This is a genomic window from Acidovorax cavernicola, from assembly GCF_003581445.1.
In genome coordinates, this window is record NZ_QXMN01000036.1 from 1 (window position 1) to 22,612 (window position 22,612).

Here is a 22,612-nt window from a genome sequence, read left to right on the forward strand (position 1 = left end):
ACCCCGCCCCCCACCGACGACGAGCTGCATGCCTGGGTCGACGGCCAGTTGCCGCCGGAACGCCATGAGGCGGTCGAGGAAGCGCTGGCACGTGATCCAGCCGTCGCCGCCCGTGTAGCCGCCTGGCATGCCCAGCGCGACGCGCTGCGCCGCCTGCACGGCGGTTTGCTCGACGAGCCCGTGCCTGCACCGCTGATGAGCGTGCTCGAACGGCACCAAATGGAGGCCGGCCGCAGCGCTCCCTGGTTGCGCTGGGGTGGCATGGCCGCCGGCCTGCTGATCGCGTTCGCTGCCGGCTGGCTTGGCAATGCCCAGTGGTCGGGCGCGCCGCGAGCCTCCGGGGCCTCGCTGGCGCGCGCACCGGCCGTGCGCGAGTTCGTACGCGACGCCTCGGTGGCCCACGTCGTCTACGCGCCCGAAAAACGGCATCCCGTCGAAGTGGCCGCCGCCGAGCAGCAGCACCTTGTGCAGTGGCTGTCCAAGCGCCTCGACCACCCCCTCAAGGTGCCCGACCTGTCCGCCCTGGGCTACACGCTGGTCGGCGGCCGCCTGTTGCCCGGCGAAACCGGCGCGCGAGCGCAGTTCATGTTCGAGGACCCGGCGGGCGAGCGCATCACGCTCTACATCGGCTCGCTCGACGCGCAGGCCGCAGGCGCTGCTGCATCGGGTGAAACCGCCTTCCGCTTCGCCTCGGACGGTGCCGTGCCGAGCTTTTACTGGATCGACCGGGGTTTCGGCTATGCCGTGGCCGGTCGCCTGTCGCGCGATGCGCTGCTGAGACTCGCGACCCTGGCCTACCGCGAGTTATCGTAGCGACGGCATAAACTGCCGGTTCGCGCATTCACCTGGCTTGTTTTCGCGATTGATTTTTCAACTGAAGGAGAAACTGCATGAAATTGCTCAGCGCCTCGATCCTCGCAGCGGCCCTGCTCGCCGGCTGCGGCGGCATGTCCACCAAGACCGCTGGAGCGCCCGACACGCCCACCCGCACCGCCGACGGCGTGCTGGTCGGCCCGAACGGCATGACGCTCTACACCTTCGCCCGTGACACCGCCAACGCCGGCACCTCGGCCTGCAACGGCCAATGCGCCACCAACTGGCCACCGCTCGGTGTGGCCGATGCCGCCAAGCCGATGGGCGGCTACACCATCGTCGTGCGTGAAGACGGCAAGAAGCAGTGGGCCTACAAGGGCTGGCCGCTGTACTACTGGGCCAAGGACACCAAGGCCGGCGACAAGACCGGCGACGGCGTCGCCAACGGTGCCTGGAAGGTGGCCCGCCCCTGATGGCGCGCTGACCTCGCATCCGTGATGAAAGCCTCGGCCCCGCCGAGGCTTTTTTCATGGTGCCTGCGGCCGAGACGGATGGGGTCGCAGCCGCGGCAGAATGGCCCGATGATTTCCAGCGACACCAACCGCGATGCTTTCCAGGCACTGCTCGCCCACCGCCTGATCACCGATGCGCAGCACGACACCGTGCTGGCACACCCCGAGTACGCCGCCCTCCCCCTGCTGCCCAGCCCCACGCACGCGCTGGCCTGGATGCGCGCGAAGGCACTGATCACGGAAGAAGAAGTGGATGCCGTCATCGACGAACTCGAAGACGAGGACACCTCAGAGCCATCGGCCGACTTCAGCGAGGCGGAAGACATCGCCTACGACGCGGAAGACATGCTGGAGATCGGCGCCACCGGCGTCACCCACGAGGCGGTGGATGCGCTTTTCAAGGAGGGGCTCATCGACACCGCGACCCGTGACATGGCGCTGCTGTCGGCACCGGTCGTCGGTGCTCCCGCGGCCCTGGGCACCGCGCTGGGCTGGATGGTGACCGAGGGCCTGCTCGACCAGGAAGTGTTCGATGCCACGCGCGCCCGTGTCGCGGCCGAGCCGCCGTTCGCGACGACAGCCGACCACCGCCGCATCGTCGACGAGGCCCAGGCGGCCATCACCGCCGATGCGCAGATGTTCTCCGAATGGAAGCGCGAGTTCGCGCGTCAGAACCAGGCCACCACCTGGAAGTTCAGGCTGGCGCTGCTGGCCATCGTGGCCGTGATCGGTTGGTTCATCTTCGGCCGCTGAAGGCCGCCGCGGCTCAGTGCGCGCCCGGCAGCGCGCTGTCCGCCAGCGTGGTGCGACGCCCGCGCAGCGCGAGCAACTCGTTGAACACCAGCGCCCCGATCACGAGCACGCCGCCGGTCAGTACAGGGGCCGCGGGCGTCTCGCCGGCGCCGAGCCAGGCCAGCGCGATGCCGAAGATCACCTCGAGCAGCGCGAGCAACGCCACCTCGGGCGCCTTGAGCACCTGCGCGCACAGCACGGAGAGCACGCAGGGAATCGCCAGCTGAAAGACACCCAGGAACGCCAGCAAGCCCAGGTCGTGCAGGCCCGCGCGGAACGGCCAGGCCAGAGGCAGCGTGACGAGTGCGGAAATCGCTGCGCCGATCAGCACCGCGGGCACGAGATCGACGTCCTGTCCCTTGGCGTGCGCATGCTGCACCACGGTCCATTGGGTCGCGCCAGCCAGCGGCACGCACAGCGCCACCAGCGTACCGACCAGCGAACCGCCCCCGCCTCCCAGCAGTTGCGTGCCGTACATCCAGCCGATGCCCAGCCCGGCGACCACGATGGCCGCCCAGGTGCGTGCAGGCAGCCGATGACCGATGAACAGGCGCGCGGCCAGTGCGGTGAAGAGCGGCCCGAGTGACATCGTGACCAGCACGCTCGCAGTCGATGTCAGGGTCAGCGCCACCATGAAGGCCGTGAACATCACGGCCCAGCAGACACCCGAGATCCAGAGTGCCCGCCCGCCGCGTCGAAGCTGCGAGAACACCCTGGGGCCCCGCCAAAGCGGCAAGATCACCAGCAGCGCCAGCATCGTGAAGAGGCTGCGCCAGAAGGTGATCTCGAAACTGTGCGCCTGCGCCAGGTGCCGCGTGACGACACCCGCCGTGCCCCACATCAGGGTCACGACGACCATCAGCCACACCGCGGTGCCGTGCGTGAGGCGCATGACCCGGAGCCGGACTGCAGGCGTGGGTGACGATCAGGCCGCGGTTTCGCGGCTGGCGCGCTTGCGCTCGTGCTCCTTCAGGAAGCGCTTGCGCAGGCGCACGCTCTTGGGCGTGATCTCGACCAGCTCGTCGTCCTCGATGAACTCCACGCCGTACTCGAGCGTGAGGTCGATCGGGGGCGTGATCTTCACAGCGTCTTCCTTGCCCGAGACACGGAAGTTCGTGAGCTGCTTGGTGCGGGTGGCGTTCACCACGAGGTCGTTGTCGCGGCTGTGGATGCCGACGATCATGCCTTCGTACACCGGGTCGTTCGCCTTCACGAACATGCGGCCGCGGTCGTCCAGCTTGCCCAGCGCGTAGGTGAAGATTTCACCGTCGTCCATCGAGATCAGCACGCCGTTCTTGCGGCCGCCGATGTCGCCCTTGTGCGGTTCGTAGCTGTCGAAGATGTTGCTGATGAGGCCCGAGCCGCGCGTCAGATTCAGGAATTCGTTCGTGAAGCCGATCAGGCCACGCGCCGGAATGCGGTACTCCAGACGCACGCGGCCACGGCCGTCCGATTCCATGTTGACCAGCTCGCCCTTGCGCTCGCCCAGTGCCTGCATCACGCCGCCCTGGTGGCCTTCCTCGATGTCGGCCGTGACCATTTCGATCGGCTCGTGCTTCTCGCCGTTCACGTTGCGGAACACCACGCGCGGCTTGGAGACGGCCATTTCATAGCCCTCGCGACGCATGTTTTCCAGCAGGATGGTCAGGTGCAGTTCGCCGCGGCCCATGACTTCGAAGATGCCTTCTTCGTCGGTCTCGTTCACGCGCAGCGCCACGTTGTGCTGCAGTTCCTTCTGCAGGCGGTCCCAGATCTGACGGCTGGTCACGAACTTGCCTTCGCGGCCGGCCAGCGGGCTGGTGTTCACGCAGAAGTTCATGGTCAGGGTCGGTTCGTCGACCTTGAGCATCGGCAGCGGCGCCGGGTTGGCGACGTCCGTCACCGTCACGCCGATGCCGATGTCGGCGATGCCGTTGATCAACACGATTTCGCCGGGGCCGGCTTCGGTCGACTGCACGCGGTCCAGGCCCTGGAAGGTCAGCACCTGGTTGACGCGGCCCTTGATGCTCTTGCCGTCCGGGCCTTCCATGACCAGCACGTCCGACATGGGCTTGAGCGTGCCCTGGCTGATGCGGCCCACGCCGATGCGGCCGACGAAGGTCGAGAAGTCGAGGGCCGAGATCTGCAGCTGCAGCGGCGCGTTCGGGTCACCCTTTTGCGACGGCACGTGCTTCAGGATGGTGTTGAACAGGGCCGACATGTCGGGGCCCCACTGCTCACCGGGCGCACCTTCTTCGAGCGACGACCAGCCGTTGATGCCCGAGGCATACACCACAGGGAAATCGAGTTGTTCGTCAGTCGCACCGAGCTTGTCGAACAGGTCGAAGGCAGCGTTGACCACCTTGTCGGGGTTCGCGCCCGGCTTGTCGACCTTGTTCACGACCAGGATCGGCTTCAGGCCCAGGGCCAGCGCCTTCTTGGTCACGAAGCGCGTCTGGGGCATCGGGCCTTCCTGCGCGTCGATCAGCAGCACCACGCCGTCGACCATCGACAGTGCGCGTTCCACTTCACCGCCGAAGTCCGCGTGGCCCGGGGTGTCGACGATGTTGATGTGCGTGCCTTCCCAGGTCACGGCGCAGTTCTTGGCCAGGATCGTGATGCCACGTTCCTTTTCGATGGCGTTGTTGTCCATCACCGTGTCAACGACCTTCTCGTGGTCGGCGAAGGTGCCCGACTGGCGCAGCAGCTGGTCGACCATGGTGGTCTTGCCATGGTCCACGTGGGCAATGATGGCGATATTGCGGATTTGCTTGGTACTCATGGTGTCGCTTCGGTCTGTGGTGCGTTCAAAAGAATTTGCTGAATTTCGATGGGGTTCAGCAAGCGCCCCGGGATCAGTTCGCCGGCGCTCACATGGGCGGTGCCCAGGAACGCCTGCGGGTCGGTGCCGAACACGGCCACCGCCTCGGCATCGGCCCAGCCGCCGCGGCGGCGCAGGCCCGAAAGAAAACGTGCGGCATCTTCAGCGGCGAGCGTGACGCGGCTGTGGCCGTCGACCAGCGCCTCGGCCGGCAGGAGCTGCGCCATGCGCTCGTCTTCGCTCATGGCTTCGAGCGCTTCGATGGTGACGCACTGCGCCTGCCCGAAGCCGCCCGTGGCGGTGCGGCGCAGCGAGGTCAGGTGCGCGCCGCAGCCCATCGCCTCGCCGATGTCCTCGCCCAGGGTGCGAATGTAGGTGCCCTTGCTCACGCTCGCGACGATGCGAACGGTGGTGTCGTCCAGCCGCGTCAGCGCGAGCGTGTGGATGACGACGTCGCGCGGCGCGCGCTCGATCTCGATGCCTTCGCGCGCGTACTCGTACAGCGCCTTGCCGTCTTTCTTGAGCGCGCTGTGCATCGGCGGCACCTGGCGGATCGGGCCGGTGAATTGCGCCTGCACGCGGGCCAGGTCTTCCGGCGAGACCTGCACCGGGCGCTCGGCGATCACTTCGCCTTCGGCGTCACCCGTGGAGGTCTTGACGCCCAGGCGTGCCACGGCCTCGTACGTCTTGTCGGCGTCGAGGTGCAACTGGCTGAATTTGGTGGCGGCGCCGAAACACAGCGGCAGCACGCCGGTGGCGAGCGGGTCGAGCGTGCCGGTATGGCCCGCCTTTTCGGCGCGCAACAACCACTTGGCCTTCTGCAAGGCCTGGTTGCTGGAGAACCCCAGCGGCTTGTCGAGCAGCAACACCCCATGCACAGGGCGCCGCTGCACCCGTGTGCGTGGCGCGTTCATGGCTAGTCGTCTTTCGAGCGCGAAGCGACGGCTTGTGCGATGAGCGCGTTCATGTCGGCCGCACGCTCGGTGGTGCGGTCGAACAGGAAGTGCAGCGTCGGCACGGTGTGGATGTGCAGGCGCTTGAACAGGCCGTTGCGCAGGAACCCTGCAGCCTGGTTCAGCGCCTCGGTGGTCTCGGCCACGTCGCCCGTGAGCAGGCTGAAGAAGACCTTCGCATGCGCGTAGTCGGGCGTGACCTCGACCGCCTGGATCGTGACCATGCCCACGCGCGGGTCCTTCAACTCGCGCGCGATCAGCTCCGTCAGATCGCGCTGGATCTGGTCGGCAACCTTGAACGCGCGGTTGGGGGCAGCGGCTTTTCTTTTCGGCATGGACTTTCTCGCTTCGAACGCTTACAGCGTCCGGGCGATTTCCTTGATCTCAAAGAACTCGAGCTGATCGCCCTCTTTAATGTCGTTGTAGTTCTTGAGCTTGATACCGCACTCAAAACCTTCGCGGACTTCGCGGACATCGTCCTTCATGCGCTTGATCGAGTCGATTTCGCCGGTGTAGACCACCACGTTGTCGCGCAGCAGGCGGAAATGCGCGCTGCGGTTGACCGAGCCCGAAGTGATGTACGAACCCGCCACCGTGCCGATCTTCGAGGCCACGAACACCGTGCGGATCTCGGCCGAGCCGATGACTTCTTCGCGGCGCTCCGGCGCCAGCATGCCCGACATCGCGACCTTGATCTCGTCGACGGCGTCGTAAATGATGCTGTAGTAGTTCAGCTGCACGCCATTGCCTTCGGCCAGCTTGCGCGCACCGGCATCGGCACGCACGTTGAAGCCGATGACCACTGCCTTCGACGCAATCGCGAGGTTGATGTCGCTTTCGCTGATGCCGCCGACGCCGGCGTACACGACCTGCACCTTGACCTCTTCGGTCGCCAGCTTGAGCAGCGACTGGGCCAATGCTTCCTGCGAGCCCTGCACGTCGGCCTTGATGATGATGCGCAGCGTCTGCACTTCGCCCGCCGACAGGTCGGTGAACATGTTCTGCAGGTTCGCGGCTTGCGCCTTGGCCAGCTTGGTGTTGCGGAACTTGCCCGCGCGGTAGGTCGCGATTTCGCGCGCACGGCGCTCGTCGCTCATCACCATGAACTCGTCACCAGCCTGCGGCACTTCGGTCAGACCCTGGATTTCGACCGGGATCGACGGACCTGCCGACTTGGTCGCCTTGCCGTCTTCGTCCAGCATGGCGCGCACGCGGCCATAGGTCGAACCGGCCAGCACCACATCGCCGGTCTTGAGCGTGCCGGACTGCACCAGCACGGTCGCGACGGGACCGCGGCCCTTGTCGAGCTGCGCTTCGATGACCAGACCCTTGGCGGCGGCATCCACCGGCGCCTTCAGTTCCAGCACTTCAGCCTGCAGCAGCACCTGCTCGAGCAGATCGTCGATGCCCTGGCCGGTCTTGGCCGACACGCCCACGAACGGGACGTCGCCGCCGTATTCCTCAGGCACGACCTCTTCAGCCACCAGTTCCTGCTTCACGCGGTCCAGGTTGGCATCGGGCTTGTCGATCTTGTTGATCGCGACCACGATCGGCACACCGGCCGCCTTCGCGTGCTTGATGGCTTCCTTGGTCTGGGGCATGACGCCGTCGTCGGCCGCCACCACCAGGATCACGATGTCGGTGGCCTGCGCACCGCGGGCACGCATGGCGGTGAACGCCTCGTGACCCGGGGTGTCGAGGAACGACACCATGCCGCGTTCGGTTTCGACGTGGTACGCGCCGATGTGCTGCGTGATGCCGCCGGCTTCGCCCGCGGCCACCTTGGCACGGCGGATGTAGTCCAGCAGCGAGGTCTTGCCGTGGTCGACGTGACCCATGACGGTCACGACCGGTGCGCGCGGCAGGGCTTCGGCCTGCTGTGCCGACACGTCCTCGTCGGTGAAGGCTTCGGGGTCGTCCAGCGCGGCAACCACCGCGTTGTGGCCCATTTCCTCCACGATGATCATCGCGGTGTCCTGATCGAGCGACTGGTTGATGGTCGCCATCATGCCCAGCTTCATCAGTTGCTTGATGACTTCCTGCGCCTTCACGGCCATCTTGTGCGCGAGCTCCGACACCGTGATGGTTTCGGGCACGTGCACTTCGAGCACGCGTGCCTCGACCGGTGCGGCCGGCACGTGCTGCTCGTCATGACCGCCACGGTCATTGCCACGACGGCCGCGCGGGCCTCCGCGCCAGTTGCCGCGACCGACACCCCCGCTGGCATCGCCGCGGGTCTTGATTTCCTTCTTCTTGGCCGGATCGCCAGCCCAGCTCGACGAGAGCTTGGCGGACTTGACTTCCTTGCCTGCACCGGCGGCGGCCGGCGCTGCGGCACCAGGGGCTGCAGCGGGAGCGCCAGGACGGCCCGGAGGCGTGGCCGGCTTGTGCAGCGTGCCCTTGACCGTCGACTTTTCAGGCTGCGGCTTCTCGGGCGCCTTGTGCGGCACCAGCACGCGGGCCGGTGCATTCATCATGGCGCGGATGGCTTCGGCTTCGGCGAGGGCCTTGCGGCGACGCTCGTCGAGGTCCTTGGCGCGAGCGGCTTCTTCGTCGGCACGGGCCTTCGATTCGGCGGCAGCCTTGGCCTTGGCGTCTTCCTTGGCTTGCGCAGCGGCGGCCTGTGCGGCGAGCTTGGTGTCGGCAGCCTGCTGCTCTGCGGCAGCGGCTGCGGCGGCAGCTGCCGCCACTGCTGCAGGAGCGGGCGCGGCGGCTGCCGACTTGGCGGCGGCGTTCACTGCCGCCGCTTCCGCGATGACCGCAGCCTTTTTCTCGGCGGCGATGCGCACGGCTTCCTGGGCGGCTTGCTCGGCCTGTTCGGCGCGCTCGGCCTTTTCAGCCTGCTCGCGTTCGCGGGCTTCGGTTTCTTCGCGCAGACGACGCTTTTCGGCCAGTTCTTCTTCCTGGCGACGGATCAGCTCGGCCTGGCGGCGTGCTTCTTCCTCGCGGCGGGCCAGTTCGGCCTCGTCGATCTGAGGTGCGGCCGGTGCGCCTGCGGGCGCCTCCGCCACATGCTCGGCATGCTCGGCCGTGGCCGGGTGGCCCTCATCGCGCTGGATGAAGGTGCGCTTCTTGCGCACCTCGACCTGGATGGTGCGGGCACGGCCGGTAGCGTCGGCCTGCTTGATCTCGCTGGTCGACTTCTTGGTCAGCGTGATCTTCTTGCGCTCGGGCTCGGCCGTGCCATGGCTGGCCTTGAGGAAGCCAAGCAGGCGCTGCTTGTCAGCCTCCGTGAGTGCATCGGTGACGGCCGCCTTGGGCACGCCTGCGCTCTTGAGCTGGTCAAGCAAGGTTTCGGGAGTCTTCTTGAGCTCGTTCGCGAACTCGGCGACAGTGGTACTGGACATATTGCTTTCGTGCCTCCATACCGTCACTCTTGGCCGGCGAACCAATGTTCGCGGGCTTTCAAGATGAGGGCTTTGGCGTCATCGGCGCTCAGGCCGGTGATTTCGGTGAGTTCATCGACCGCGAGGTCGGCCAGGTCGTCACGGGTGTTCACACCCGCTTCAGCCAACTGCGGAATCAGGTCGGGATTGAGGCCTTCGAGGTCGCGCAGGTTCTGCGAAACGGTTTCGACACCCTCTTCCTTGGCGATTTCCATGGTCAGCAGCGCATCCTTTGCACGCGCACGCAGCTCATTGATGGTGTCTTCGTCGAAGGCCTCGATCTCAAGCATTTCGGAAATCGGCACGTAGGCCACTTCCTCGAGGCTGTTGAAACCCTCCGAAATCAGGATGTCGGCGATTTCTTCGTCGACATCGAGCTTTTCCATGAAGAGCTTGCGGCTGGCGTCGGTTTCGGTCGCCTGCTTCTGGGCCGACTCGTTCGCGTCCATGATGTTGATCTTCCAACCGGTGAGGTCGGAAGCCAGGCGCACGTTCTGGCCGCCGCGGCCGATGGCGATCGCGAGGTTTTCCTCGTCGACCACCACGTCCATGGCGTGTTTCTCTTCGTCGACCACGATCGACGAGACGTTGGCCGGCGCCAGGGCGCCGATCACGAACTGGGCCGGATCTTCGCTCCACAGCACGATGTCCACGCGCTCGCCGGCGAGCTCGTTGGTCACGGCATTGACGCGGGTGCCGCGCACGCCGACGCAGGTGCCGATGGGGTCGACACGCTTGTCGTGCGACAGCACAGCGATCTTGGCGCGCGACCCGGGGTCACGGGCGCAGCTCTTGATTTCGAGCAGGCCTTGTTCGATCTCGGGCACTTCCTGGCGGAACAGCTCGATCATGAACTCGGGAGCCGAGCGCGACAGGATGATCGGCGCGCCGCGCAGCGTCAGGTCGACTTCCATGATCATGGCGCGCACGCGGTCGCCGTTGCGCAGGTTTTCCTTGGCGATCATCTCGCTGCGGCGCAGGCGGCCTTCGACACGACCGGCTTCCACGATGATGTCGCCCTTGTCCAGGCGCTTGACGGTGCCCACGAAGATCTTGTCGCCGCGCGACATGAAGTCGTTGAGCAGCATCTCGCGCTCGGCGTCGCGGATCTTCTGCAGGATCACCTGCTTGGCGGCCATGGCGCCGATGCGGCCGATCGGCACCGAATCCACCGCTTCTTCGATGTATTCGCCGACTTCGATGTCCGACATCTCTTCCTTGGCTTCGAACAGGAGGATTTCCTGGTCGGGCAGTTGCAGGCCGGCCTCATCGGGCACGACATGCCAGCGGCGGAAGGTTTCGTAGTCGCCGCTGTCGCGGTCGACCGCCACGCGGATATCCACATCACCCTGATGGAGCTTCTTGGTGGCTTGCGCCAGTGCGGACTCGACTGCGCCGAAGACCACGTCGCGCTCGACGTTCTTCTCGCGCGAGATCGCATCCACCAACATCAACATTTCGCGATTCATGCCACCACTCCTCTTGTTCAGTCCGGAACGTTCGTTCCGTCGTCAATATCCGAAAAACCCGGTTGGGTTTTGGCCTTGCGGCCCTTGAAATCCACAATCGGCGCGAGCCGCGCGTCGCGCAACTCGTCCAATACGAAGCCCAGCGCATGCAACGGTGCAGGCGCGCGCTTCTTGCTCACTTTTTGACCGGGCTTGGTCTCGGGGGCATCGCTCCAGACGATCTGCCAGCCCGAACCGCCTTCGGCACGCTCCAGCGTGCCGCGAAACTTCTTGCGATTGGCCGACACCTGGCCCGCCGCGGCAGCGCCCATGGGCGCCTTGAGGGTGATGTCGATCACCGCGCCCACGAATCGCTCGAAATCCTGTTCATTGCGCAACGGACGGTCGATACCGGGCGAGGAAACCTCGAGCCGCTTGTAATCGACCGCATCGACTTCCAGCGCGAATTGCAGCTGGCGCGTCACCTTCTCGCAGTCTTCCACCGTCACGAAGGGCTCGGGCACACCGGCCGCCACAGCTTCGGAGGTGGGGGGCGTCCAGGGCAAATCAATCGTCACGCGCAGCAATCCCCCGGCCGAGCGTTCGATCTCAACCAGGTCGTAGCCGAGACCGGCCACGGTTTGTTCTACTGTTTGCTGCAATGCCACGTGTTTGAAAGCGCCTTCTGAATCAATACCCAAGCCGCAGCACCCGCCCACCACGGATGCCACGACGCCAAATAATTGCTGCTTGAGAATGCATAGACCAAAAAAAACGGGCGGTTGGTACCCGCCCGTTTGGTCGTGAGCCTCGAATTATATGCTATTCGCGTGAATAAATGAAGGGCATAGGCATTCAAGCAGCAACCGGGCGCCGGTATTTCGACCAGACCACGGCAAACAGCACCGCCCCCAGCGCCAATGCGGCCGCCGCCACCAGCAATGGCAGCTCGAAAGAGCCTGTGCGCTGGGCCAAAGGTGCCGCAAAAAGCGGCCCGATGATCTGCCCCACCCCATAGGACGCCGTGGCATAGCCGATCAGCCCGGCCGCCGCATTGCCGCGCAGGCGGCGCGCCTCCCGCATGGCGAAAAGCGTGATGGCGGTGAAAGGCATGCCAAGCAACAGGCTGCCGAGCGCAAACCCAGCAATCGTTGGCCAGGCCACGGAGAAAACGACACCCAACGCCTGCAAGGCATAGGCGGCGGCCAGCAGCAGCCGGTTATCCCAATGCACCGGCGCGCGGGCGCCAATCAGCGCACCCGGAATGATGGCCGCCCCGAACAGGGGCCAGAAGAAATCCGGCCATGGCGATCCCGGCAAGGCCTGTCGGGCGATCACGGGCAAGAAGGTGGCGGTGATGATGTAACCAAAGCCGGCCAGCCCATAGAGCGCAACCAGCCAGATCGCGTCGCTGCGTGCCGAAGGCGACCCCAAGGCGGCGGCGGCGACGGCAGCCGAATTGCCCGCCGCCCCGCCAGCCACGGCCCCCACCCGTTCGCCGTCGTCGAACACCCGCCAGATCACGGCGATCAGCACCACCGCCAGCAACCCAAGGCCGATCCAGCCCGCCTCCGAACCCCAGCGGCCCAGCGCGCCACCCAAGAGCCCGGTCATGGCGATCCCGATACCCGGCCCCGTATAGATCACGCCAGCCAGCGTGGGCGCGTTCGTCTCAGCGAGCCGGCGCAGCCCCCATCCCGAGGCGAAGACGAAAACCCAGGCGCTCATCACCCCGGCAGCCGCGCGCAGCACGCCCCACCCAATGAAACTGTGCAGCAACCCCATGCCGACCAGCAGGGCCGCCGTGGCCAGCAAACCGCCGCGCACCATGCTCGACGCCTTGATGCCGATGGCCGCGCAGCTGACCGCGCCGAAGAAATAGCCCAGGTAATTGAGAGAGGCCAGCAGGCCGCCGCCGGCCAGTTCGAGCTTTCCCTCGCTCAGCATGATGGGCAGCATGGGCGTGAAGGCAAAGCGCCCCAGGCCCATGGCCACCGCCAGCGTAACCATGCAGGCCAGCGCCGCGCGCCAGGCTCCGCGCCGGTCGTGTCCGATTCCCGACATTTCTCGCGATCTCCGTTTTCTATTCCAGCAGCGCCGCCGCCACCAGCTTTTGTGTGTAGGGATGCTCGGGAGCATCGAGGACGCGCAGGGCCGGCCCGGATTCGAGGATCGCGCCGTCCTTCATCACGATGACCTGGTGCGCCATCGCGCGGATCACCTCGACATCGTGCGTGATCAGGAGGTAGCTCAGCCCCCGCTCGCGCTGCAGCCGCTGAAGCAGGCCGAGCACCTGCTTCTGGATGGTCACGTCGAGCGCGCTGGTCGGCTCATCAAGGACCAGCAAGCGCGGATCGACGATCAGCGCCCGGGCGATCGCCAGCCGCTGGCGTTGCCCGCCCGAGAACTCGTGCGGATACCGATCGAGCAGCGCGGGAAACTGCGCCTCGCTCAGCCCCACGTCGGCCAGTGCCGCGAGCGCGCGCGTTCGGCGGGCGGCAGCGTCGAGCTCGGGCGCGTGCACGCGCAGCCCCTCGCCCACGATCTGCTCCACTGTCATGCGCGGCGAGAGCGACGAGAACGGGTCCTGGAACACCACCTGCATCGTGCGGCGCAACGCCAGGTCGGAGGCGCGGTCCACCGCCCACCCCTTCCCCGTCACCTGCAGCTCACCCCGATGCTTGAGCAGGCCCAGCGCAGCCAGCGCCAGCGTCGACTTGCCCGAGCCGGACTCCCCGACCACGCCCAGCGTCTCGCCCGGTGCGATCCGGAAGTCAGCCCCTTGCACCGCGACGAACTCGCCCTTGCGGAACCAGCCCGCAAAGCCGGGACGCGACACCGGATAGCTCACCCGCAGCGCCCGGGCTTCGAGCACGGGCGCCGCCGCGCCATCGGTGGCAGCCTCGGCCACGTCGCGCGCCGGATGGCTGTCGATCAGCTTGCGGGTGTAGGCGTGTTGCGGCGCCTCGAACACGGTGCCCACCGGGCCGTGCTCGACGATGTGCCCCCGCTCCATCACCGCCACGCGGTCGGCAAAACGGCGCACCAGGTTCAGGTCATGGGTGATCAGCAGCACGGCCATGCCGTGCTTGCGTTGCAGGTCGGCCAGCAGTTCGAGGATCTGCGCCCGAACTGTCACGTCGAGCGCCGTGGTCGGCTCGTCGGCCAGCAGCAGGCGCGGCTTGCAGGCCAGGGCCATCGCGATCATCGCGCGCTGGCGTTGCCCGCCCGACAGCTGGTGCGGGAACGCCCTCGCCCGCCGAGCCGGCTCGGGAATGCCGGTGTCGGCGAGCAGTTGGACGGCAGCCTCTTGCGCGGCGCGAGCCGACATCCCTTCGTGCAGCTCGAGCACCTCGGCGATCTGGTCGCCCACGGTGTACAGCGCATTGAGCGCGGTCATCGGCTCCTGGAAGATCATCGCGATCTCTTTGCCGCGGATGCCGCGCAGCTCGCGCTCCGGAATCGACAGCAGGTCGCGCGAACCGGTCGCGCCCTGCGGCGAACCTGACAGGGTCGCCACCCCGGCCAGGTCGGCGTTCTGCACCAACCGCAGCAGCGAAAGCGCCGTGACGGTCTTGCCCGAACCCGACTCACCGACCAGCGCGAGCTTTTCACCGGCGGCGATCTGCAGGTCGATACCGTGCACCACGGGCTTGTCGCCGAAGGTGACGCGCAGCCCCTTCACGTCGAGCAGGGACTGGTTCTTCGTGTCGTGCCCCGCCGTCATTTGTCGGCCTTCCGGGGGTCGAGCGCGTCGCGCAGCGCATCGCCCATGAAGGTCAACAGCGTCAGGCTGAGCACCAGCACACCGAACGTCGACAGCGAGATCCACCAGGCATCGATGCTGGACTTGCCCTGGTTGAGCAGCTCACCCAGCGAGGGCGTGCCCGGTGGCACACCCAGCCCCAGGAAATCGAGCGAGGCCAATGCCAGGATCGACGCACTGATGCGAAAGGGCAAGAAGGTGACGACGGGAACCATGCTGTTGGGCAGGATGTGCCGCCACATGATCTGCAGATTGCCCACCCCCAGCGCGCGCGCAGCCCGCACGTAGTCCATCTGCCGGTTGCGCAGGAATTCGGCGCGCACGTAGTCAGCCAGGCCGATCCAGCCGAACAAACTCAGGATGATGAGCAGCAGCGCCACGCTGGGCGCAAAGATGGCACTGAAGATGATCAGCAGGTAGAGCTCGGGCATCGATCCCCAGATCTCGATCGCACGCTGCATCAGCAAGTCTGTCTTGCCGGCGAAATAGCCCTGGATGGCACCCGCCACCACCCCCAGCACCGTGCCGATCGCAGCCAACGCCAGGCCGAACAGCACGCTCACGCGAAAGCCGTAGATCAACTGCGCCAGCAGATCGCGGCCCCGGTCGTCCGTGCCCAACCAGTTCTGCCTCGACGGCGGACCGGGTGCCGGGTCCTTGGCGAAGTAATTGATGGTGTTGGCACCGTACCGGTTCGGTGCATACAGCGCCCAGTTGTCCCCCGCCTTCAAGCGCGCCTCGATGAAAGGATCGAGGTAGTCCGTCGGCGTCTGGAAATCGCCCCCGAAGACCGTCTCGGGATATTCGCGCAGTACGGGAAAGTAGGTTCGGCCCTCGTAGCGCACGATCAGCGGCCGGTCGTTGGACAGCAGCTCGGCGCCCAGGCTCAGCAACACCATCGCGCCGAACAACATCAGGCTCCAGAAACCCAACCGGTTGCGCCGAAAACGCCGCCAGGCACGTCGCCCCGGCGAGACAGAGGCTGGAGCCGCCATGGAGGAATCAATCGAACTTGACACGCGGGTCCACCCAGACGTAGCAGAGGTCGCTGACCAGCTTGGTCAACAGGCCGATCAGCGTGAAGAAATAAAGCGTGCCCAGCACCACCGGGTAGTCGCGCCGGATCACGCTTTCGTAGCTCAGCAGGCCGAGTCCGTCGAGCGAGAACAGCGTTTCGATCAGCAGCGAGCCGGTGAAGAAAGCACCGATGAAGGCTGCAGGAAAACCCGTCACGATGGGAATCAGCGCGTTGCGAAACACATGCTTCCATAGCACCTGGCGATCCTTGAGGCCCTTGGCCCGCGCTGTCAGCACGTACTGTTTGCGGATTTCCTCCAGGAAGGAATTTTTGGTCAGGATCGCAGTGATCGCGAAACTGCCGAGCACCATGGCCGTCACTGGCAACGTGATATGCCAGAGGTAGTCGACGATGCGTGCGCCCCAACTCAACTCCTCCCAGTTCGACGACGTGAGCCCGCGCAGCGGGAACCACTGCAACTGCCCGCCAAAGATCACCAGCAACGCGACGCCGAGCACGAAGCCCGGAATCGCATAGCCGACCAGAACCAGCAGCGAAGTCCAGAGGTCGAAGCGGGATCCCGCGCGCACCGCCTTGGCCACACCGAGCGGTACGGCAATCGCGTAGCTGATGAGAAAGGTCCACAGGCCCAGGCTGAGCGACACCGGCAGCTTCTCGACGATCAGGGCCCACACGCTCTTGTTCTGGAAGAAGCTCTGGCCGAGGTCGAACCGTGCGAACCGGCCCAGCATCTGGGTGAGCCGTTCAAGGGGTGGTTTGTCGAAACCATAAAGCGCCTTGATCTCCTCGAGCCGCTTCGGGTCCACGCCCTGCCCGCCCCGATAAGTGCCGCCGCCTGAATCGGCGCCCGAGCCGCCTGCGGCCACACGCGATTCGATCAGGTATTGCTGGACCGGGCCGCCGGGCACGAACTGGATGACACCGAAGGTGATGACGATGACTCCCAACAGGGTGGGAATCATCAGGAGCAGCCGGCGCAGGATGTATCCGGTCATTGGAAATGCTCCGTACCCGGCGCGTGGGAGCGCACGTCATTCACAAGGAAATGTCGAGCCATCATCGTGCACCTGCCTTGCCCGGCTCGCCCGGGCCGCGCCACCAGGTGAGCATGGCCCACTCCTCGGCCAGCGCATACGGTGGCATGGGCTCGCGATGTGAGGTGCGCCACGCGTCGTAGACGATGCGGTGCGCAGTCATCGTCCATTGCGGGATCAACAGGTGGCTGTGCATGACGACGCGATCGAGCGCACGGCAAGCGGGCAACAGCTCTTCCTTCGAAGTCGCGCCGATCACGCGTCCGAGCAGGTCGTCGATCGCAGGGCTCTTGACGCCGGTGAAGTTGCCGGAGCCTTCAACGTCCGCGGCCTTGCTGCCAAAAATCTCCAGCATCTCCTGGCCCGGATTGTGGGTGCCCTGAAAGTTGATGGTGACGATGTCGAAGTCGAACTGGTCCATGCGCTGCTGGTACAGCGCATAGTCCACCGCATTGAAATTCAGCCGGACGCCGAGCTTCTCGAGATTGCGGACCCATGGCGAAACGGTGCGGATGCCGCCCTCGCGACTGTCGAGGTAGCTCAACACCATCGGTTGGCCTTGTGCGTTGCGCAGGGCGCCGTCGCGGTAGTCCCAGCCGGCCTCGTGCAGCAGGTCGCGCGCGCGGCGCAGGTTGTCACGCAGCGACCGGCCCTCGCCTTCGGTCGCTGGCGGCGTGTACATGGGCCCGAACACCGCGTCCGGCACCTTGCCACGCCAGCGCTCCAGCAAGGCGCGCTCTTCGGCAGATGGCGATCCAGTCGCCTCGCACTGCGTATTGCCGAACAGGTCGTGCACGCGTGGATAGCCTCGGTAGAACAACTGCCGATTCATCCAGTCGTAGTCCAAGGCCAGGCCCAACGCCTCGCGAACCCGGACATCCTTGAGCAGAGGACGTCGCGTGTTGAGGACGTAGCTCTGGTATCCCGAAGGATGCTTGTGGGCAAACTCCTTCTTGACCAGTTGGCCGCTGTCGAAGCGCCGTCCGCTCACACGCCGCGCCCAGTCGCCGGCCGAGTAGAAGCTCATGAAGTCGAACTCGCCGGCCTTGAGGGCTTCGAGCCTGGCCGTGTTGTCCCTGTAGATCTTGACGGTGATGCGCTCGAAGTTCGCCTGGCCACGACGCACATTGAGATCGCGTCCCCAGTAGTTCGGGTCACGCACGTAGGTGATGTCGCGCCCGAAGACCACCGGGCCGATGCGGTAGGGTCCGCTTCCGATCGGCGTGTCGGTCACGATCTGGTCGAAGGGCTTGGCTTTGCCGTCCTTCATTCCCCAATGCCGGCTGAAGATCGGCACGAGGTTGCCGACAGTCAACGGGAGTTCGCGGTCCGGCCGCTTGAAGCGAAAACGCACCGTGAGCCGGTCGAGAACCTGTACGTCGCGCACCTCCTGCAACAAGGTGGCGTATTGCGGCATCGCCTGCGGGCTGCGCAACGTATCGATCGTGTACTTCACATCGGCCGCCTCCACCGGACTACCGTCGTGAAAGCGGGCTTCCTGGCGCAGCCGGAACACCACGCTCAAACGATCGGGCGCCACTTCCACGTCCTCGGCCAGCAGTCCGTAGGCAGCGGCCGTCTCATCCAGGGACGGGCTCAACAAAGTCTCGAAGAGCAGTTGCTGCAGGTAGGCCGGCGGCGAGCCCTTGAGGGTGAAGGGGTTGTACTTGTCGAAGGTCGAATAGCGCAGGTTGCTCACCAGCCGGAGTTCCCCGCCCTTGGGCGCCTCGGGATTGACGTAGTCGAAGGCCTTGAAGCCCGGGGCGTATTTCAGGTCGTCCCACAGCGCGTATCCATGCGCTGCCCACGCGGGAATCACGCATGCCAAGAGCCAACCGACGCAGAGAAACCGCATGCGAGAATTCTGCCCAAGATTTTCACGAGGCAACTTCATGGGCTTTCTTTCCGGCAAGAAACTGTTGATCACCGGTGTGTTGAGCAATCGCTCCATTGCATATGGCGTTGCCAAGGCCTGTCATGACCAGGGCGCGGAACTCGCCTTCAGCTACGTCGGCGAGCGATTCAAGGACCGTATCACCGAATATGCCGCAGACTTCGGCTCGAAGCTCATTTTCGACTGCGATGTGAGCGACGATGCACAGATCGACAAGCTCTTCGCCGACCTCGCCCAGACCTGGCCGACCTTCGACGGCTTTGTCCACAGCATCGGTTTCGCCACGCGCGAATCGATTTCGGGCGACTTCCTCGACGGCCTCACGCGTGAAGGCTTCAAGATCGCGCACGACATCAGTGCGTACAGCTTCCCGGCCATGGCCAAGGCGGCCCTGCCCTACCTCAACGACAAGTCGTCGCTGCTCACGCTGACCTACCTGGGCGCCGCGCGCGCACTGCCCAACTACAACACGATGGGCCTGGCCAAGGCATCGCTCGAGGCTTCGGTGCGCTACACCGCCGCTTCGCTCGGCCCGAAGGGCATGCGCGTGAACGGCATCAGCGCGGGCCCGATCAAGACGCTGGCTGCCAGCGGCATCAAGGGCTTCGGCAAGATGCTCGCGGCCGTGGCCGACGCCTCGCCGATCGGCCGCAATGTGACCATCGAAGAGGTCGGCAACGTGGCCGCCTTCCTGCTGAGCGACCTCGCCAGCGGCGTGACCGCCGAGATCACCTATGTGGACGGCGGCTTCAGCAACGTGGTCGGAGGCATGGCGGAGTAATTTCGCCCCCTTCCAGGCCGCAACGCCCACCGGATGGGCGTCAGTAGTGATCCATCTCATGACGACCAGCGTGTTGAATCGACGCTCCCTCCTCCTCGCGGGACTCGGCGCGGCCCTCTTCGGCCGCAGCGCGCTCGCGCGCGCGGCCGCCCCGGCCCTGATGCTGGCCGAGGTCTACCGCCCCGGCATGTCGCTCGCGGGCTATTGGGTCAGCGAGAAGTTCGACGGCGTGCGCGGCTATTGGGATGGCAAGAAGCTCTGGACCCGCGGCGGCGAGCCCGTCATGGCGCCTGCCTGGTTCACCGCTTCGCTGCCGAATCAGCCACTCGACGGCGAACTGTGGGCCGGACGCGGGCGCTTCAATCACACGCTGTCCACCGTGCGCAGCCAGACGCCCAGCGACACCGCGTGGCACGAGATCCGCTTCATGGTGTTCGACCTGCCCGCCCAGGGCGGCGACTTCAACACCCGCCTCGCCGCACTGCGCAAGCTGCTTCCGATCACCGACGCCCCCTGGGTGTTGCCCGTGCCGCAGCAGCCTGCGACCACGCACGAGGAACTGCAGGCACTGCTCGAAAAGACCGTGAAGATGGGCGGCGAAGGCCTGATGCTGCACCGGGGCGCGTCGATGTACCGCGGCGAGCGCAACAACGACCTGCTCAAGGTCAAGTTGTTCGAAGACGCCGAGGCCCGCGTGGTCGCGCACCTGCCCGGCAAGGGCAAGCACCACGGCCGGCTCGGCGCGCTGGTGGTCGAGATGCCCGGCGGCCAACGCTTCCGGCTTGGCACCGGCCTGACCGACGCCGAACGCGACCAGCCGCCACCGATCGGCAGCCTAGTGACCTACCGCTACAACGGCACGCACCCGAGCGGGCTGCCCAAATTCGCCCGCTTCATGCGGGTGCGCGAAAGCTAGAACTTCGCGCACCGCGCGTGCCCCTCACCGGGGCACGCCTTGCACTCACTTGTCCTGACGCACGCAGTCCGCGTAGTAGCGCTTCTTGCCCGTCGTCTCGTCGAGGCGCGCCACCAGGCCGTGGATGTCGGTCTCGAAGCCCGGGCACTGCGTGTTGAACTCGCGCGAGAACTTCAGGTAGTCGACGATTTTCTTGTTGAACACCTCGCCCGGGATCAGCAGCGGAATGCCCGGCGGGTACGGCGTGATCAGGCTGGTGGTGATGCGGCCTTCGAGGTCGTCGATCTCCACCCGCTCGGTCTTGCGGTGCGCGATGTGGGCGAAGGCGTCGCTGGGCTTCATGGCCGGCGTCAGGTCGCTCAGGTACATCTCGGTCGTGAGGCGGGCCACGTCGTAGCGCGCGTACAGCTGGTGGATGTGCTGGCACAGGTCACGCAGGCCCAGGCGCTCGTAGCCCGGGTGCTGCTGGCAGAACTCGGGAAGGATGCGCCACATCGGCTGGTTGCGCGCGTAGTCGTCCTTGAACTGCTGCAGCGCCGTGAGCAGCGTGTTCCAGCGGCCCTTGGTGATGCCGATGGTGAACATGATGAAGAAGCTGTACAGGCCCGTCTTCTCCACGATCACGCCGTGCTCGGCGAGGAACTTGGTCACCACGCTGGCGGGAATGCCGGTCTCTGCAAAGTTGCCTTCGAGGTCCAGGCCCGGCGTGACGATGGTCGACTTGATCGGGTCGAGCATGTTGAAGCCATCGGCCAGTTCGCCGAAGCCGTGCCAGTTGCGCGGCGACTTCTTGCTCTTGGGCTTGCCGTTCTTCTCGCCGTGCATGATCCAGTCTTCGGCGCGGCCGATACCCTCGTCGACGAGCTTCTCGGGCCCCCAGACCTTGAACCACCACTCGTCCTTGCCGAACTCTTCCTCGACCTTGCGCATGGCGCGGCGGAAGTCGAGCGCTTCGAGGATGCTCTCCTCCACCAGCGCGGTGCCGCCGGGCGGCTCCATCATCGCGGCGGCCACGTCGCAGCTCGCGATGATCGCGTACTGCGGGCTGGTCGACGAGTGCATCAGATAGGCCTCGTTGAAGAGGTCGCGGTCGAGCGCACGGTTCTGCGAGTCCTGCACCAGCACGTGGCTGGCCTGGCTGATGCCGGCCAGCAGCTTGTGCGTCGACTGCGTGGCGAACACCAGCGATTCCTTCGGGCGCACGCGGCGCTTGCCCATCGCGTGGTAGGCCCCGTAGAACGGGTGGAAGGCCGCGTGCGGCAGCCAGGCCTCGTCGAAGTGCAGCGTGTCGACGTAGCCGTCGAGCATGCCCTTGATGGTCTCGGTGTTGTAGATCACGCCGTCGTAGGTCGACTGCGTGAGCGTCATCACGCGCGGCTTGACCTTGTTGTGGTCCACGTCGGCCAGCAGCGGGTTGGCCTTGATCTTGGCCTTGATGGCGCTTTGCTCGAATTCGCTCTTCGGGATCGGGCCGATGATGCCGAAGTGGTTGCGCGTGGGCTTCATGAACACCGGGATCGCGCCCGTCATGATGATCGCGTGCAGGATCGACTTGTGGCAGTTGCGGTCGACCACCACCACGTCGCCGGGCGCCACCGTGTGGTGCCAGACCATCTTGTTGCTGGTGCTGGTGCCGTTGGTCACGAAGAAGCAGTGATCGGCATTGAAGATGCGCGCCGCATTGCGCTCGCTGGCCGCCACCGGGCCGGTGTGGTCGAGCAGCTGGCCCAGTTCTTCCACCGCGTTGCAGACGTCGGCGCGCAGCATGTTCTCGCCAAAGAACTGGTGGAACATCTGGCCCACCGGGCTCTTCAGGAACGCCACGCCGCCCGAGTGGCCCGGACAGTGCCACGAGTACGAACCGTCTTCGGCGTAGTCGATCAGCGCTTTGAAGAACGGCGGCTGCACGCCTTCCAGGTAGCTCTTGGCCTCGCGGATGATGTGGCGCGCCACGAATTCGGGGGTGTCCTCGAACATGTGGATGAAGCCGTGCAGCTCGCGCAGGATGTCGTTGGGCAGATGCCGCGAGGTCTTCGTCTCGCCGTAGATGTAGATCGGCACGTCGGCGTTCTTGCGGCGCACCTCGCCGATGAAGTTGCGCAGGCTCAGCACGGCCGGGTCGAGGTCGGGGCCGACCGAGAACTCCTCGTCGTCGATCGACAGGATGAAGGCGCTGGCGCGGCTTTGCTGCTGGGCGAACTGGCTCAGATCGCCGTAGCTGGTGACGCCCAGCACTTCGAAGCCCTCCGTCTCGATGGCCTGCGCGAGCGCGCGGATGCCGAGGCCCGAAGTGTTTTCGGAGCGGAAGTCCTCGTCGATGATGACGATGGGAAAGCGGAATTTCATGAGCGGGGCTCCGGACAGACAGTCAGACAGGCAATGAGCGAGGCGCGAAGTGTACGGAATTCGGATGACGGATCGCGTCAGCTTTGTGCAAGCCCTGCGGGGTGCGCCGCCTGGGGTGGGCCCCACCGGGCG

General features: G+C 65.7%; 18 protein-coding genes. 5 read left to right on the top strand and 13 right to left on the bottom strand.

Translation table 11 applies throughout. The features are described 5' to 3' along the window. From D3H34_RS23315 to D3H34_RS23325, 3 genes are all read left to right on the top strand, one after another. A partial coding sequence (locus D3H34_RS23315; protein ID WP_147400477.1) for an anti-sigma factor family protein occupies window positions 1-813 on the top strand: 813 nt, incomplete at its 5' end. 77 nt (window positions 814-890) lie between these two features. After that, window positions 891-1,286 carry a COG4315 family predicted lipoprotein gene (locus D3H34_RS23320; protein ID WP_119556624.1) on the top strand — a complete coding sequence of 132 codons (396 nt, stop codon included), beginning with the start codon at window positions 891-893 and terminating at the stop codon, window positions 1,284-1,286. 108 nt (window positions 1,287-1,394) lie between these two features. Then, entirely contained in the window at window positions 1,395-2,078 is a 684-nt protein-coding gene (locus D3H34_RS23325; RefSeq protein ID WP_119556625.1) for a hypothetical protein, read from the top strand. 13 nt (window positions 2,079-2,091) lie between these two features. Here D3H34_RS23325 and D3H34_RS23330 read toward each other — a convergent pair whose 3' ends face one another. From D3H34_RS23330 to D3H34_RS23385, 12 genes are all read right to left on the bottom strand, one after another. Beyond that, window positions 2,092-3,009, bottom strand: a complete 918-nt coding sequence (locus D3H34_RS23330; RefSeq protein WP_119556626.1) for a DMT family transporter — start codon at window positions 3,007-3,009, stop codon at window positions 2,092-2,094. Window positions 3,010-3,042: 33 nt separating this feature from the next. Further along, window positions 3,043-4,878: a translational GTPase TypA gene (gene typA / locus D3H34_RS23335; RefSeq protein ID WP_119556627.1), complete on the bottom strand. Its 1,836-nt coding sequence runs from the start codon at window positions 4,876-4,878 to the stop codon at window positions 3,043-3,045. Then, window positions 4,875-5,831, bottom strand: coding sequence for a tRNA pseudouridine(55) synthase TruB (truB, locus tag D3H34_RS23340; protein WP_119556628.1), 957 nt, complete (start codon window positions 5,829-5,831; stop codon window positions 4,875-4,877). The genes typA and truB overlap by 4 nt, the downstream gene beginning before the upstream one ends. 2 nt (window positions 5,832-5,833) lie before the next feature. After that, complete coding sequence (rbfA, locus tag D3H34_RS23345) at window positions 5,834-6,205, bottom strand: 30S ribosome-binding factor RbfA (RefSeq protein WP_070060772.1); 372 nt, start codon at window positions 6,203-6,205, stop codon at window positions 5,834-5,836. Window positions 6,206-6,226: 21 nt separating this feature from the next. Continuing rightward, complete coding sequence (infB, locus tag D3H34_RS23350) at window positions 6,227-9,217, bottom strand: translation initiation factor IF-2 (protein WP_119556629.1); 2,991 nt, start codon at window positions 9,215-9,217, stop codon at window positions 6,227-6,229. A 23-nt stretch (window positions 9,218-9,240) separates the two neighbouring features. Further along, a complete protein-coding gene (gene nusA / locus D3H34_RS23355) occupies window positions 9,241-10,725 on the bottom strand; it encodes a transcription termination factor NusA (protein ID WP_119556630.1) in 1,485 nt (494 codons plus the stop codon). Window positions 10,726-10,742: 17 nt separating this feature from the next. After that, window positions 10,743-11,372 carry a ribosome maturation factor RimP gene (rimP, locus tag D3H34_RS23360; protein ID WP_119556631.1) on the bottom strand — a complete coding sequence of 210 codons (630 nt, stop codon included), beginning with the start codon at window positions 11,370-11,372 and terminating at the stop codon, window positions 10,743-10,745. Between the two features lie 187 nt (window positions 11,373-11,559). Next, window positions 11,560-12,768, bottom strand: a complete 1,209-nt coding sequence (locus D3H34_RS23365) for a YbfB/YjiJ family MFS transporter (protein WP_119556632.1) — start codon at window positions 12,766-12,768, stop codon at window positions 11,560-11,562. Between the two features lie 19 nt (window positions 12,769-12,787). Continuing rightward, window positions 12,788-14,431 (bottom strand): ABC transporter ATP-binding protein, encoded by a 1,644-nt coding sequence (locus tag D3H34_RS23370; RefSeq protein WP_119556633.1) that lies wholly within the window; start codon window positions 14,429-14,431, stop codon window positions 12,788-12,790. Beyond that, window positions 14,428-15,465, bottom strand: a complete 1,038-nt coding sequence (locus tag D3H34_RS23375) for an ABC transporter permease (RefSeq protein ID WP_119556634.1) — start codon at window positions 15,463-15,465, stop codon at window positions 14,428-14,430. Before D3H34_RS23375 ends, D3H34_RS23370 begins: the two co-directional genes overlap by 4 nt. A 7-nt stretch (window positions 15,466-15,472) precedes the next feature. Beyond that, the gene (locus D3H34_RS23380) at window positions 15,473-16,504 is read right to left on the bottom strand and encodes a microcin C ABC transporter permease YejB (protein ID WP_119556635.1); all 1,032 of its coding nucleotides are present in this window, start codon (window positions 16,502-16,504) and stop codon (window positions 15,473-15,475) included. A gap of 61 nt (window positions 16,505-16,565) precedes the next feature. Further along, window positions 16,566-18,398 (bottom strand): extracellular solute-binding protein, encoded by a 1,833-nt coding sequence (locus tag D3H34_RS23385; protein ID WP_119556636.1) that lies wholly within the window; start codon window positions 18,396-18,398, stop codon window positions 16,566-16,568. Between the two features lie 37 nt (window positions 18,399-18,435). Here D3H34_RS23385 and fabI point away from each other — a divergent pair, with 37 nt between their 5' ends. Beyond that, on the top strand, window positions 18,436-19,218 hold the full coding sequence (gene fabI, locus D3H34_RS23390; protein ID WP_119556637.1) for an enoyl-ACP reductase FabI: 783 nt from the start codon (window positions 18,436-18,438) through the stop codon (window positions 19,216-19,218). Window positions 19,219-19,276: 58 nt separating this feature from the next. Beyond that, a complete protein-coding gene (locus D3H34_RS23395) occupies window positions 19,277-20,134 on the top strand; it encodes a DNA ligase (RefSeq protein ID WP_434057711.1) in 858 nt (285 codons plus the stop codon). Between the two features lie 45 nt (window positions 20,135-20,179). Here D3H34_RS23395 and D3H34_RS23400 read toward each other — a convergent pair whose 3' ends face one another. Then, window positions 20,180-22,480 (bottom strand): arginine/lysine/ornithine decarboxylase, encoded by a 2,301-nt coding sequence (locus D3H34_RS23400; RefSeq protein ID WP_119556638.1) that lies wholly within the window; start codon window positions 22,478-22,480, stop codon window positions 20,180-20,182. Between the last annotated feature and the right edge of the window lie 132 nt (window positions 22,481-22,612).

Coding starts and splice junctions, on each gene's coding strand:
- D3H34_RS23320 (WP_119556624.1), top strand. CDS start 891: ATGAAATTGCTCAGCGCCTCGATCCTCGCAGCGGCCCTGCTCGCCGGC.
- D3H34_RS23325 (WP_119556625.1), top strand. CDS start 1,395: ATGATTTCCAGCGACACCAACCGCGATGCTTTCCAGGCACTGCTCGCC.
- D3H34_RS23330 (WP_119556626.1), bottom strand. CDS start 3,009: ATGCGCCTCACGCACGGCACCGCGGTGTGGCTGATGGTCGTCGTGACC.
- typA (WP_119556627.1), bottom strand. CDS start 4,878: ATGAGTACCAAGCAAATCCGCAATATCGCCATCATTGCCCACGTGGAC.
- truB (WP_119556628.1), bottom strand. CDS start 5,831: ATGAACGCGCCACGCACACGGGTGCAGCGGCGCCCTGTGCATGGGGTG.
- rbfA (WP_070060772.1), bottom strand. CDS start 6,205: ATGCCGAAAAGAAAAGCCGCTGCCCCCAACCGCGCGTTCAAGGTTGCC.
- infB (WP_119556629.1), bottom strand. CDS start 9,217: ATGTCCAGTACCACTGTCGCCGAGTTCGCGAACGAGCTCAAGAAGACT.
- nusA (WP_119556630.1), bottom strand. CDS start 10,725: ATGAATCGCGAAATGTTGATGTTGGTGGATGCGATCTCGCGCGAGAAG.
- D3H34_RS23365 (WP_119556632.1), bottom strand. CDS start 12,768: ATGTCGGGAATCGGACACGACCGGCGCGGAGCCTGGCGCGCGGCGCTG.
- D3H34_RS23370 (WP_119556633.1), bottom strand. CDS start 14,431: ATGACGGCGGGGCACGACACGAAGAACCAGTCCCTGCTCGACGTGAAG.
- D3H34_RS23375 (WP_119556634.1), bottom strand. CDS start 15,465: ATGGCGGCTCCAGCCTCTGTCTCGCCGGGGCGACGTGCCTGGCGGCGT.
- D3H34_RS23380 (WP_119556635.1), bottom strand. CDS start 16,504: ATGACCGGATACATCCTGCGCCGGCTGCTCCTGATGATTCCCACCCTG.
- D3H34_RS23385 (WP_119556636.1), bottom strand. CDS start 18,398: ATGCGGTTTCTCTGCGTCGGTTGGCTCTTGGCATGCGTGATTCCCGCG.
- fabI (WP_119556637.1), top strand. CDS start 18,436: ATGGGCTTTCTTTCCGGCAAGAAACTGTTGATCACCGGTGTGTTGAGC.
- D3H34_RS23395 (WP_434057711.1), top strand. CDS start 19,277: ATGACGACCAGCGTGTTGAATCGACGCTCCCTCCTCCTCGCGGGACTC.
- D3H34_RS23400 (WP_119556638.1), bottom strand. CDS start 22,480: ATGAAATTCCGCTTTCCCATCGTCATCATCGACGAGGACTTCCGCTCC.